At 39.3% G+C, this 12,992-nt stretch carries 15 protein-coding genes; 13 read left to right on the top strand and 2 right to left on the bottom strand.

Features of this window, described 5'->3' with window-relative positions:
• Window positions 1-25: 25 nt before the first annotated feature.
• The 4 genes from HII17_RS07015 to trhA all read left to right on the top strand — a co-directional run bounded on the left by HII17_RS07015 (window position 26) and on the right by trhA (window position 4,875).
• Window positions 26-1,246 carry a threonine/serine exporter family protein gene (locus HII17_RS07015; protein WP_169074950.1) on the top strand — a complete coding sequence of 407 codons (1,221 nt, stop codon included), beginning with the start codon at window positions 26-28 and terminating at the stop codon, window positions 1,244-1,246.
• A gap of 1 nt (window position 1,247) precedes the next feature.
• Entirely contained in the window at window positions 1,248-1,856 is a 609-nt protein-coding gene (locus tag HII17_RS07010; protein WP_235938664.1) for a TetR/AcrR family transcriptional regulator, read from the top strand.
• A gap of 136 nt (window positions 1,857-1,992) precedes the next feature.
• Window positions 1,993-4,062, top strand: a complete 2,070-nt coding sequence (locus HII17_RS07005; RefSeq protein ID WP_169074627.1) for a M13 family metallopeptidase — start codon at window positions 1,993-1,995, stop codon at window positions 4,060-4,062.
• 177 nt (window positions 4,063-4,239) lie between these two features.
• The gene (trhA, locus tag HII17_RS07000; RefSeq protein WP_169074626.1) at window positions 4,240-4,875 is read left to right on the top strand and encodes a PAQR family membrane homeostasis protein TrhA; all 636 of its coding nucleotides are present in this window, start codon (window positions 4,240-4,242) and stop codon (window positions 4,873-4,875) included.
• A 13-nt stretch (window positions 4,876-4,888) separates the two neighbouring features.
• On the opposite strand, the gene HII17_RS06995 is transcribed toward trhA, so the two are convergent.
• Entirely contained in the window at window positions 4,889-5,566 is a 678-nt protein-coding gene (locus tag HII17_RS06995) for a substrate-binding periplasmic protein (protein ID WP_169074625.1), read from the bottom strand.
• 239 nt (window positions 5,567-5,805) lie between these two features.
• On the opposite strand from HII17_RS06995, the gene ahpC reads away from it, so the two are divergent.
• The 4 genes from ahpC to HII17_RS06975 all read left to right on the top strand — a co-directional run bounded on the left by ahpC (window position 5,806) and on the right by HII17_RS06975 (window position 9,165).
• Window positions 5,806-6,375: an alkyl hydroperoxide reductase subunit C gene (gene ahpC, locus HII17_RS06990; RefSeq protein ID WP_169074624.1), complete on the top strand. Its 570-nt coding sequence runs from the start codon at window positions 5,806-5,808 to the stop codon at window positions 6,373-6,375.
• A gap of 174 nt (window positions 6,376-6,549) precedes the next feature.
• Window positions 6,550-8,127, top strand: a complete 1,578-nt coding sequence (gene ahpF, locus HII17_RS06985; RefSeq protein ID WP_169074623.1) for an alkyl hydroperoxide reductase subunit F — start codon at window positions 6,550-6,552, stop codon at window positions 8,125-8,127.
• 149 nt (window positions 8,128-8,276) lie between these two features.
• Window positions 8,277-8,741, top strand: coding sequence for a CBS domain-containing protein (locus tag HII17_RS06980; RefSeq protein ID WP_169074622.1), 465 nt, complete (start codon window positions 8,277-8,279; stop codon window positions 8,739-8,741).
• The gene (locus HII17_RS06975) at window positions 8,704-9,165 is read left to right on the top strand and encodes a GNAT family N-acetyltransferase (protein ID WP_169074621.1); all 462 of its coding nucleotides are present in this window, start codon (window positions 8,704-8,706) and stop codon (window positions 9,163-9,165) included. The genes HII17_RS06980 and HII17_RS06975 overlap by 38 nt, the downstream gene beginning before the upstream one ends.
• Window positions 9,166-9,192: 27 nt before the next feature.
• Here the strand turns inward: HII17_RS06975 and HII17_RS06970 are convergent, their stop codons facing one another.
• Window positions 9,193-10,020 (bottom strand): AraC family transcriptional regulator, encoded by an 828-nt coding sequence (locus tag HII17_RS06970; protein WP_169074620.1) that lies wholly within the window; start codon window positions 10,018-10,020, stop codon window positions 9,193-9,195.
• Between the two features lie 113 nt (window positions 10,021-10,133).
• On the opposite strand from HII17_RS06970, the gene HII17_RS06965 reads away from it, so the two are divergent.
• From HII17_RS06965 to HII17_RS06945, 5 genes are all read left to right on the top strand, one after another.
• Entirely contained in the window at window positions 10,134-10,613 is a 480-nt protein-coding gene (locus HII17_RS06965) for a YHS domain-containing (seleno)protein (protein WP_169074619.1), read from the top strand.
• Entirely contained in the window at window positions 10,613-10,924 is a 312-nt protein-coding gene (locus HII17_RS06960; RefSeq protein WP_169074618.1) for a thioredoxin family protein, read from the top strand. The genes HII17_RS06965 and HII17_RS06960 overlap by 1 nt, the downstream gene beginning before the upstream one ends.
• Window positions 10,925-10,985: 61 nt before the next feature.
• Complete coding sequence (locus tag HII17_RS06955; protein ID WP_169074617.1) at window positions 10,986-11,288, top strand: BufA1 family periplasmic bufferin-type metallophore; 303 nt, start codon at window positions 10,986-10,988, stop codon at window positions 11,286-11,288.
• A gap of 50 nt (window positions 11,289-11,338) precedes the next feature.
• Window positions 11,339-12,214 (top strand): DUF692 domain-containing protein, encoded by an 876-nt coding sequence (locus tag HII17_RS06950; protein WP_169074616.1) that lies wholly within the window; start codon window positions 11,339-11,341, stop codon window positions 12,212-12,214.
• A complete protein-coding gene (locus HII17_RS06945) occupies window positions 12,207-12,965 on the top strand; it encodes an HvfC/BufC family peptide modification chaperone (protein WP_169074615.1) in 759 nt (252 codons plus the stop codon). The genes HII17_RS06950 and HII17_RS06945 overlap by 8 nt, the downstream gene beginning before the upstream one ends.
• Window positions 12,966-12,992 lie beyond the last annotated feature (27 nt).

Raw genomic sequence — 12,992 nt, 5'->3', positions numbered from 1 at the left:
TGAAAATAAGGATAAAAAGCCAGTGATACAAAGTGCAGAATTTAAACAGAAAAGACGCTTTATCATTAGCTTGGGCAAAGCACTTCATAAGTTTGGAACCAACTCTTTCCGCTCTGAAGCGCATTTGCAAAATGTAGCTAGCTTTTTAGGCATAAAAGCGTCGTTTATCATCACCCCTACAGCATTGACTTTCGTACTTATTGATGAAGAGCTAAATGAACATAACTATTTGGTTCGCGTTAAACCCGGAGATTTAGATTTAGGCTCGTTGGCTCGTACCGATGAATTAGTCGATGAGCTTAGTTCTGGTACCCGTTCATTGGAAGAAGCTAACGAACGCCTGGAAGATATATACAACAAACCTAATCCATATGGCAAAGCGCTCAGCTTTTTTGCCTTTGGCGCATCAAGTGGCGCATTTGCCATGTTAATGCATACCAGCTGGAACGACGTATTCTGGGCAACCCTGCTTGGCTTTATCGTTTGCTTATTTGTGTTTTGGTCAGAGCGTTCAAAGCGTGTTACCGAAATGTTAGAACCCATGTCTGCATTAGTATGTGCAATGTTAGCTTCGTTAATTTCCAATTTCGATCCTTACGTGAATATGCCATTAATTATTCTCTCGGCAATAATCGCTTTTATACCCGGTTTGTCACTAACGCTTGGCTTATCTGAACTAGCCGCTAGACACCTCATCTCGGGTACAGCGCGCATTATGGATGCCATCATGGTGTTATTTAAACTATATTTTGGCGCAGCACTTGGTATTGCACTAGGTACATTGCTCTGGGGCACAGGAGAATACATTCAACCTGAGGCGACACCAAGTTGGACTTCATGGGTGGCAGTAACCACCTTATCAATCAGCTTAGTAATTTTATTCCAAGTACGTAAGAAAGATGCTCCATGGGGTATTATCTCTGGCTATGTAGCTTATGGTGCCACCTTGTTGGCAACTCCATACTTAGGTTTTGCTTTAGGTGCATTTGCTGGCGCTTTTGCTTTAGGTGTTTACAGCAACTTGTTTTCTCGACTTATGAATTTACCAAGTAGTATTGTAATGTTGCTTGGATTAGTCGTTTTAGTGCCTGGTAGTAAAGTGTATATTGGGCTTAACTCTGCAGTCTCAGGACAAGATATTCTTAATACCACGAATATAGGTTCGCAAACCTTCTTAATATTCATGTCGTTAGTTGCAGGTTTAATCTTTGCAAATGTCGCGGTTAGATCAAGAAAAACATTATAAAATGACTACAAAAAATAAATACCATCATGGTGACTTAAGACCAAGCTTATTAGATGCCGCGACAGAAACTATCAAAGAAGGCGGCGTTGAAGCACTCTCTTTAAGAAAACTCGCAGAGAAAGTGGGAGTATCGCGAACGGCAACTTATCACCACTTTAAAGATAAACATGATTTACTGTGTGCTGTGGCCGCACAAGGCTTCGTAACTTGGCGTGAAATCGAACAAGAAATTTTCAATAACGCTAATGTTGCCATTAATGAGCGATATCGCCAATTCGTCTTTCGCTATATTGATTTTGCTGCTAATAACCCTGCACTTTATGACTTAATGTTTGGTTCGACACTATGGAAACACGACAAGTCTAACCAAGATCTGCGCGATGTCGCTTACCCTGTTTTTCAGCACCAAGTAGAAATGACCAAAACTTGGCAAGAAAATGGCATTTTACCCGAAGGGGAAAACACGTTGAGATTAGCTCAAGTAACATGGGGCACCATGCATGGCATCGCTAGGTTATTAATAGATGGTGTCTATGCCGATGCTAGTAGCATTGAAGAAATGTGCGAATGTGCGGTGAATGTGTTTTTATCAGCAGCGAACAGACAATAATTTTATTTCCTAGCTAGTGTAATTGTATTGATACAATAAAATGTCAGCAAATGTTAATGATAAGTTAACAAAACTAGCTTTGTGCTAGGCATGTCGTTAATATCATGTGCGATAGAGTTCACACATGAGTATGACAATGAAAACAATTTTAACAACCGCAGTATGTTCTTCTCTACTGTTATTATCAGGCTGTAATAGCACTGATCAAGCCCTGCAAAAAGTTCAACAAGAAACAGGTATTCAACATACAGCATTGGCTTCTGGTGTTAGCAAAGCCAACATGGATTTAACCATACGCCCACAAGATAACTTTTATCGCTACGTAAACGGCGGCTGGCTAAAACGCAATGAAATTCCAGGTGATAAAACAACTATTGGATCATTCTATGACTTACGTGACGACGCTGATAAAAATGTAAAAGCGATTATTGAAGAGCTTGCCTCTACGCCAAATTTAAAAAGTGGTAGCGACGAACAAAAGGTAGCTGATTTATTCCGCTCTTACATGGATCAAGAGACACGTAATGGTCTAGGCATCACACCAATTCAATCAATCTTAACGGATATTAACGCGTTAAAATCCAAACAAGACTTAATGGAGTTTTTTGGTAAATATCAATCAGTTGGTGTAACATCTCCGCTTTATTTATATATAAGCGTTGATGCAAAAGATTCTTCACGTTATGCCACACATGTTTGGCAAGGTGGCTTAGGTTTACCTGACAAAGATTATTACTTTAATGAAGCTGAACGCTTTGCCAACTTACGCGCTGGCTATAAAGCACATATCGCCAAGATGTTTGAATTATCAGGTTTTGCTGAAGGTGACAAGGCTGCAGAAGCTATCTTAGCACTTGAAACTCAAATGGCTGACCATCACTGGACACGAGTTCAATCAAGAGACAGCGAAAAACGTTATAACAAATTTGACGTTAGCGAATTAGATAGTGTATCGGAGAATATCGATTGGCAAGCATACCTAGCCGCTCAAGGCGTCGCTAAACAAACAGATTTAATTGTTAACCAACCAGATTTCGTAGAAGGCTTAGGTAAAATTATTAAAAGCACTTCCATAGCTGATTGGAAAATTTATCTAAAATTCCACACGTTAAGTACTTTTGCTAGCTACCTTACTACAGATTTAGATAAAGAAAATTTTGAATTTTTCTCTAAGCAGTTAAACGGCCGTAAAGAACAACGCCCTCAATGGAAACGTGGAGTAAGCGTAGTAAACAGCAATTTAGGCGAAGTTATTGGTAAGGTTTATGTCTCTCGCCACTTTACGCCAGAAGCAAAATCTCGTATGAGTGTTTTAGTAGAGAACTTACGCAGTGCTTACGGCAGTTCAATTGACGAACTAGAATGGATGTCTGCAGATACAAAGAAACAAGCACACGTTAAGCTTGCAGCCTTTACGCCAAAAATTGGTTATCCCGATAAATGGGAGGATTATTCATCACTAACCATTAAAGGAAACGATTTAATTGGCAATATCATGCGTTCAGGTAAAGTTTCTCATCATAAAGATGTCGAGAAATTAGGCGGCCCAATTCGTAAGTGGGAATGGGGTATGACACCTCAAACTGTAAATGCATACTACAACCCAACAGTAAATGAAATTGTATTCCCTGCTGCTATTCTTCAGCCACCATTTTTCAATATGGAAGCAGACGACGCAGTAAACTATGGCGGAATCGGTGCTGTTATTGGTCATGAAATGGGCCATGGATTTGACGATCAAGGTAGTCGTTACGATGCAGAAGGCAACCTTAAGAACTGGTGGACAGAAGAAGACTTAGCGGAATTTACTAAACGTGCAGGCAACCTTGTTAAGCAATATGACGGCTATCAAGTCTTTGAAGATTTGCATGTCAATGGCAAGCTGACATTAGGTGAAAACATTGGCGATTTATCAGGCTTAACTATCGCGTATAAAGCCTACAAAGCTTCATTAAACGGTAAGAAGGCACCTGTGATTGACAATTTAACAGGCGATCAACGCTTCTTCATGGGCTTTGCACAAATTTGGCGTGCTAAATATGTCGAAAAAGCACTACGTAACCGTGTAGCAACAGACTCACACTCGCCTGCAGAGTTTCGTGCTATTGGCTCATTGTCAAACATGGATGAATTCTATGAAGCCTTTGGCGTCAAAGAAGGCGATGCTATGTATATCGCGCCTGAAAAGCGTGTGAAAATCTGGTAAACATTCTAAGTACATCATAGAGAAAGGAGCTAATAAGCTCCTTTTTTTATGTCTATTGCACGTAAAAATAAAATCAATGGTAATTTTATGGTCAGACCTCTATGATAATTATTCATCCTCTGCTAAAATTCAGCGTACACATGTACACTCAAAATTAAGTAAGTAAGAAAACTAATCATGGCTGAACTAAACCAATACAGCATAGCTGAAGAAATAGCGAACGCAGTAAGTCACGGCTTAGGTGCTTTACTCAGTGTTGCAGGCTTAACCTTATTAGTTACCTATGCGACAATTTCACAAGACCCAACCCGAATCACTAGCTTTGCCATCTATGGCGCAACCTTAGTTTTACTATTTTTATCATCGACTCTTTATCATGCTTTTGTCCATGAACAAGCTAAAAAGCTCTTTAAATTATTTGATCATTGCGCAATCTATTTATTAATTGCCGGTACTTATACTCCTCTATTGCTTATCACTCTTAAAGGTACGCTTGGTTACAGCATGCTAGCAATTGTTTGGTCAATAGCCATAGGAGGCATAGCCTTTAAAGTAATCTGCGGTCATAAATATAAAGCGGTGTCGCTTATCACTTATATTGGTATGGGATTAATTTCGCTAACGATTATTCATCGGCTATACCAAGAACTCTCTGGTGGCGGATTAGCACTGCTAGCCGCAGGTGGTGCAGTTTATTTATTAGGCGTTATATTCTATGTACAGAAAAAGATCCCTTTCAATCATGCTATCTGGCATTTGTTTGTATTAGGTGGGGCAAGTTGTCATTACTTTATGATGTGGTTGTATGTTTAGTACTGATAAAACTTTATTTACATGCTTGAACATTGGCATTGATTAAGTTAATTAACTGTTGACGGTGTGGTGACTTGCGAGAAACATAAAACCCTACTGACTCTTCTTTTAATATAAAAAACTTAATCGAATCTAATTGTTCTTTATTTAGCGAAGAAATTACATTCTCAGGTACTAAAGCGCCATCAACACGTTTACTTAGTACCATTTTTATAATTTGCGGATAATTACTCAACTCATGTGGTTTACCACCATACTCTATCGCCATGGGTACCATATTCGACGATCTGAGTACAGCTAACGACTTACCTCTTATATCATGCGATGAACTAAATACCACCGCTCCGCTAATTAAAGCATAAGGCACTGTCATTACCGGTTCTGAGTAATGACCACTTTTATCTCTTTGAACGGTGCGCGCTAAACCAACCGCGACATCGACAACGCCAGTCTCTATAGAGGCCACTAATCTAGCAACTGGTAATAACTTTTGTTCAAAATGGATAGACAGCTTATCTAATACACACTGTAACTGGCCACCATATTCTCCATGTAATTTATTATCTTGGTAATAAAACCCTTTACTCGTCGAACTATTAATCCCAAGCGTTACATGTTCTTTGCTTATAACTTGTATTGGGCATACACAAATAATCAAAGCAATTACTATCTGTAAGTAGTTAAAATTCATCGGTATTACGCAATTTAATACACTCTGAATATAAGTGTATGCGACAAAGGATTAAACGCAAGCAAGGTTCAATCTTGCCTATCTCGCCAGCTAATCGATTTTATCGATTACAACAATCTAATTAAGCAATTTTAATAATACTCTAAAGTTTTTTATTATTTCTCCCGTAGCAATCAAACAGACTTTTTAACCTTTTATTTAAGAAAAGAACTTAGTCAACAAACTATTGGAGAAATAAAATGACTCAATCAATTATCAACACACAATTACAACCATTCAACGCAACTGCATTTCACAAAGGTGACTTTGTAGAAGTAAGTGAACAAGACCTATTAGGCAAATGGTCGGTAGTTTTCTTCTACCCAGCAGATTTTACTTTCGTATGTCCTACAGAGTTAGGTGATATGGCAGACCACTACGCGAAGTTACAAGAAATGGGTGTTGAGGTTTACTCAGTGTCTACAGATACACATTTCACGCATAAAGCATGGCATGACAGTTCAGACACAATAGGAAAAATTAACTACCCAATGATTGGTGACCCAACTGGCCGCATTTCTCGCAACTTCGGTGTAATGATAGAAGAAGATGGTTTAGCACTTCGCGGTACGTTTGTGATTAACCCTGAAGGCGAAATCAAAGTAGCGGAAATTCACGACTTAGGTATAGGCCGCTCTGCATCAGAATTAGTGCGCAAGATACAAGCGGCACAATATGTAGCAGAACACGACGGTGAAGTTTGTCCTGCGGCTTGGACACCAGGTGAAGAGACATTAGCACCATCATTAGACCTTGTAGGTAAAATTTAATTAATTTTCCTAGAAAATAGTGAACCAAAGGTAAAAGGAGAGCGTATTGTTCTCCTGATACTCCTAGTTTCATATGTTCAACTTAGGTTTGGCGTGCATTCTTCTTTTCCTAAAGTCACGCCAGGCCTCTTTTCAAACACTTTATCTGTCATCTGTTCGATGTAGGAGTATTTTATGTTAAACGAACAACTAAAAGCACAATTAACAACTTATTTAGCTAACATCAACAAGCAAGTTACCTTGAGCCTTGCACTAGATGACAGCAAAAAATCTAATGAATTAAGTCAATTAGCCGGTGAAATTGTAAAGCTATCACCACTCATAAATATTAAAACGAATACTGACCACAGTGCTCGATTGCCTTCAATGACTGTTGTATCAGAATCAGGTTCGAAATTAGCGTTTGCAGGCATCCCTTTAGGGCATGAATTTACCTCGCTAGTATTGGCCTTGTTGCATAGCGGTGGTCATCCAATAAAAATTACTGAAGATGAAATAGAACAAATTAAATCACTTGAAGGCGAGCTTCATTTTGATACCTATATTTCATTAAGCTGTCAAAACTGCCCCGACGTTGTTCAAGCGCTAAACATAATGGCAGCCGTAAACCCAAACATTACCAATACCATGATAGACGGTGCGTTATTTGAACAAGAAGTTTCATCACGCAATATTATGGCAGTACCTAGTGTTTACTTAAATGGCGAAAGCTTTTCACAAGGTCGCATAACGCTAAGTGATATCTTGAAAAAAGTAGATCGCAACTCAGATGCTCGCCAAGCAGAAAAGTTAAATGAAAAAGATGACTTTGACGTACTTATTGTTGGTGGCGGGCCAGCAGGTGCTTCAGCAGCGGTGTACGCCGCACGTAAAGGTATAAAAACAGGTATTGTTGCCGACAGGTTTGGTGGACAAGTACTGGAAACCGTTGGCATTGAAAACTTTATCTCGGTAAAGAAAACCGAAGGTCCAAAATTAGTTGCTAGCCTTGAAGAGCACGTAAAGGACTATGATGTAGACATTATGACCGGAGCCAAAGCAAGCAAGATATCAAAAGACGGCATGATAAACGTGGAATTAGATAATGGTGCGACATTAAGCAGTAAAAGTGTAATTTTGGCAACGGGTGCACGTTGGAGAAAAATGAATGTGCCAGGTGAAGCCCAATACTCAGGCTCAGGCGTTGCTTATTGTCCGCATTGTGACGGTCCGTTATTCAAAAACAAGAAAGTTGCTGTAATCGGTGGTGGTAATTCAGGTATAGAAGCGGCAATTGACCTAGCAGGCATCGTTGAACACGTTACGGTACTTGAATTTGATACCAAACTTCGTGCAGATGAAGTGCTACAACGTAAAGCAAACTCTATGAGCAACATTACCATTATTACCCAAGCTCAAACTACTGAAGTATTAGGTGATGGTAGTAAAGTAACCGGCTTACAGTATACTGACCGAGCAACAGGCAGCAGCCATCAGATTGAACTTTCAGGTATATTTGTCCAAATCGGCTTGATGCCAAATAGTGAATGGCTAGACGGTGATATCGACTTAACTAATCGTGGCGAAATTATCATTAACGATAAAGGAGAAACATCAATGGAAGGTGTATTTGCTGCTGGAGACGTTACGACCACGCCATACAAACAAATCATTATTGCCATGGGTGCTGGTGCAACCGCTAGTTTATCAGCTTTTGATCACTTAATAAGGCAAGTTGAACAAGATCAGAATGATGCAGAGCAAGCGGCATAGCTAGTCATTACTCTACTCTAGTAATTTACGCGGTATCAATCTTCAAGGTTATACCGCTTTTTTGATCACACAATAGAACACACTATTACTATACAAATTATATAATATTAGCTTTAATAATAATAAGTTAACAATATTAGGACTGGTCTATGAAAGTTAACGATCTTATGACAACAGTTGTTAGCACTGTTCATTTAGATGATAGGCTTGCACTTGTTCGCGAGATTTTTAATGAACATAAATTTCATCATATCCTTGTTGTGGATAGCAATAATAAACTTGCTGGTATCTTATCTGATCGTGACTTACTAAAAGCAATCAGCCCGCACATTGGCCTTGCTGCCGAAACAACCAGAGATATTGCCACATTAAATAAGCGCGCTCATCAAGTCGCTTGCCGTAATGTAATTTCATTACCTAAAAATGCCTCATTAGCATCAGCGGTTAAGATCTTTCATCAACATAAAGTGACCTGTATCCCTATTGTGAATGAGCAAGACAAACCAGTAGGAATTATCACCACTAAAGATATAATCAGGTATCTTTATGAAAAAATAACACCTGTGACGACAAAAGATGACGAATTTACAAATAAGGCCAGCAACACTAGCTGATATCGATGCTTTAAAAGAGTTTGAACAAGGCGTTATCGCCGCTGAACGGCCTGTTGCAGAAAACTTAAGAGAAGGTGAAATTACCTACTACGACCTTATTCAGCTTATTGCCGATGCTCAGTGCCAACTGCTAGTTGCAGAAGTCGAAAAAACACTTATCGGCAGCAGTTATATGAAAATAAAGCCCTCGCCTGCCCATCATAAATTTGATCGACATGGCTATATTGGCTTTGTATTTTTACAACCTGAATATAGAGGTCAAGGTATAAGTCAACAGCTAATCCAAGCCTTATTTTCTTGGGGAAAAACACATGGTGTCACAGAGGTGCTTTTAGACGTTTATAACGATAATGCACCTGCAATAAAAGCGTATGAAAAGCTAGGCTTTAAAAAAAGTTTGGTTGAAATGCGGGTTGAAATTTAGTTCTAAGTTTGGAAAATGGGGCTGTAATTAAGCTAATGTTTGCTCTAGCCAAAGTTTAGGAGAAACCCCTACTAACTTTTGAAATGCTCGACTTAACGTTGAGCCACTGTCATAACCCACTAAGTTAGCGACTAAACTAACCGCCTTACCTTCTAGTAATAGTGATTTAGCTACATTAACTCGCCAACTTGTTAAATAGTCATTCGGAGTTTGCCCAACAACCTCTTTAAAAAGCGGAGAAAACTTAGAACGAGACATCAGCGCTAGCTCTGCCATTTCCTCTAGCGACCAAGAATGTTCAGGGTTTTCATGAATCTTAATCAACACTTGGCTTAACTGTGGGTGTGCAAGGCCTGCCAACAAACCTTGTTCAACTTTCCCTTGTGTCATTAAATGGCGAAGCAGATAAATAATAAATACCTCCATTAGCCTATCAAGCACAACTTGTTTACCTAAGCTTTCACCTTGCGCCTCTGTAAGTAACCAAGAAAGACTTTCTTTTAAGCCCGGCGCTTTAGATATTGGCAACACGACTATATTTGGCAACGCTTGAGTAATAGGGTTCTGCTTTCCTATGCCATATTTAACTGCCGCGCAGACTAATTGTGCATTGTCAGACTCTGTTGCCTGCAAACGATGAGATTTAGGTTGCGGAAAAAACACAATACTTGGTTCGTTAAGTACAATATTGGATTCATTTGGTTGGCTGATGGTCAATTGGCCACTTCTTAATATATGAATATGACCTTCAATACTGTTTTCATCTTCAAATGGAGAAAAGCCACACACTTGCCCGGTATAAAATACGCCAGCTTGAATAGTAAATTGTTGAATAACTGCAGAAAGTTTATCCATAACGCTCTCTTTGGACGATTTGCACGAAACTATGGACGATTGTAGCCCAAGCCCAATGTTTTCCTAAGTATTATTTCCCTATCAACAACGTTTACCCAACTTAAGGAAATAACATGACAAACATTACACTTAAATCACTTTTAACTGGTCTATTATTATCGGTAGCCAGTTTAAGTTTTGCAGCAGACATTGATATGAACGCTGATGCTAATGATTTAGCAATCAAAGGATACGACCCAGTTGCTTATTTTACACAAGGTAAAGCTGTGGCCGGCGATGTTAACTATACGACAACTTACAAAGGTGCCATCTATCGCTTTAGCTCAGAACAACATCGCAATTTATTTAAAACTAATCCTGAAAAGTTCGCACCACAATATGGTGGCTACTGTGCCTTTGGTGTGGCAATGGATAAAAAATTCGATACCGACCCTACTGCATGGAAAATTATTGCTGACAAGCTTTATCTCAACCTAAATAAACAGGTACAGAAAAAGTGGTTACAACAAACGCAACACTATATTGCGCAATCTGACAGCAACTGGGCAGGCATTAAAGGTAAAACAGTACAAGAGCTTAGCGAGGCAGAGTAATGACAGTAAAAAACTTAAGTTCATTAGAAGAGTTTGCTGAAATTACCATCAACCATGACAAGTTAGTGATCGATTTCTGGGCGCCTTGGTGCGCGCCCTGCAACACACTATCACCACTATTTGACAGAATAGCTAAAACACTGCCGAGTAATGTTAAAGCACTCAAAGCAAATGTTGACGAGTTACCTATTTTGGCCCAAAAATTTGGCATTAAAACCATTCCAACAGTAATTGTTTTAGAAAATAGTGAAATAAAAGCGCAGAGTTCAGGTCTGATTTCAGAGCAAGCATTAAAACAATTGGTTGCTTAATTTACAAACAGACTCAACAACTAACAAGATATACTACTTCGATTAATTAAGGGGAAGTTAAATGAAACATCAAATCGCATTATCAGCCGCACTAGCAACTGTCGTTTCACTGGGTGTTATCGACACCGCGGAAGCTGCTGACAAAGAGCGTAAAAAAGTAGCGAAAGAGCGATGCTATGGCATTACACCAGCAGGGCAAAATGATTGTGGTAACTTGGCCGGCACTCATTCTTGTGCAGGGCAATCAACGATTGATAACGACCCTGGTGAGTGGCGATTAGTTAACAAAGGTTCATGTAACTCATTAGGTGGCATGTTACGCAAAGAGGCGAAAGCTAAATTTAAAGCATCGAAAAATAGTTAATAAATTTCGATAATCTAGTTCAACGATTCATCATGTTAGGAAGTACAACCATGCGTAATGCACATAGCAAAGTAAAATTACCATTGATTGGTGTTGGTCTTCGTCATGTTCATTATCGTGAGGCGCTGGCTTCCGTTTCCAATATTGATTTTGTTGAAATTCACGCAGAAAACTTTTTTGCTGAAGGTGGGATTACTCAAGTATTACTTGAGGATATTAAGGACAAATACCGTATAAGTTTACACGCTACATCGATGGGACTGGGATCGGCACATGAAATGCCTGAAAAGCACCTTGAGAAACTAAAATCGCTAGTTAACAACGTTAAACCAATATTGTTATCAGACCATGCGTGTTTTAGCTGGGGACAACTTGAAGATTTAACCGTACATGCAGGCGATTTGCTACCAGTGCCATTTAATGAGGAATCGTTAACAGCTATGGCTGTTAACGTGGACCGAGTACAAACCGCGTTTAATCAACAAATATTAGTAGAAAATTTGTCGGCTTATATTACACCTGTTGGCTCGACGATGAGCGAAACTGAGTTTCTATCATCGCTTTGTCAAAAATCTAACTGCAAGCTATTACTCGACCTAAATAACTTAATGGTTAATGCCACTAATGAAAACGTCGAACACCCGTTGGACTTTGTCATTAGCTGGTTGGCGAATATCCCTACTAATTTGGTCGGGGAGATTCATTTAGCTGGTTGCTCGCCTATAGGTGAATTAGGGATCATGATTGATGATCATGCACAACCAGTTTCAAATGAAGTTTGGCAGCTTTATCGTTACGCACTCAAACGTTTTGGTGCTATACCAACACTCATAGAGTGGGACCTTGATTTACCAAGCTGGGATGAACTAGTTGAACAAGCAGATAGAGCCCGTGAAATAGCTAGTGAGGTATTAAGCCATGCTTAAGCAATACCAATCATCACTACTTAGTCAGATTTTACAATCTAGACAAGATTTTAAAGCTAGTGACCATGAACAAACGGGCATAGCAATATATCGCAACAATTATTTAGCGTCAGTTAAGCGTTCATTAGCAAATAGTTTTCCAGCAATAAAGTTATTGTTGCAAGACAATTTTGATGTTGCCGCTAGTCACTTTACCGAGAAAGTTCTTCGCACCAATGCTGACTGGGCTGAAATTGGCGAGCAATTTCCTCATTATCTTGCCCAAGAAGCGGCCTTAAGACAATTGCCATATTTATCAGATCTTGCCGTCATGGAAATGGCACTATTCAGTGCCGAACGTGCAAGCGATAATATTAGTTCGTTAGCTAGCTTAGCTTTGCTAGAACATCATGCTATCGATACCTTATCACCAATATTTGCGCCAGGGTTCACCATCATTAGCAGCAATTACCCTCTGCTTGAAATTAGAACACATATAATTAATAACGACGATGAAGCATTGAATGTTTTACTGACAGAATTAACGGATAAAAAGGACAAGGTCTACCACTTTGCTGTTTACCGAATAGACTTGCAGTCACATTCACTACTACTGCCGGAAGAGCTAGTTGCTTATTATCAACAACTTTTAAGCCACGATACACTTGATGATGGTTTATCGGCAATTCAAACACCAACTGCAGATTTAAGCGACTGGCTTAAACATGCTATTGAACACCATATTTTATTAGGTATTGCCACAGTAAGTTAACGTAAATAAGCAATACCAACACACCAT

The organism is Thalassotalea algicola, from assembly GCF_012932965.1.
Taxonomy (GTDB): Bacteria; Pseudomonadota; Gammaproteobacteria; order Enterobacterales; family Alteromonadaceae; genus Thalassotalea_F; species Thalassotalea_F algicola.
This window is presented reverse-complemented; position numbering and strand designations above follow the sequence as displayed.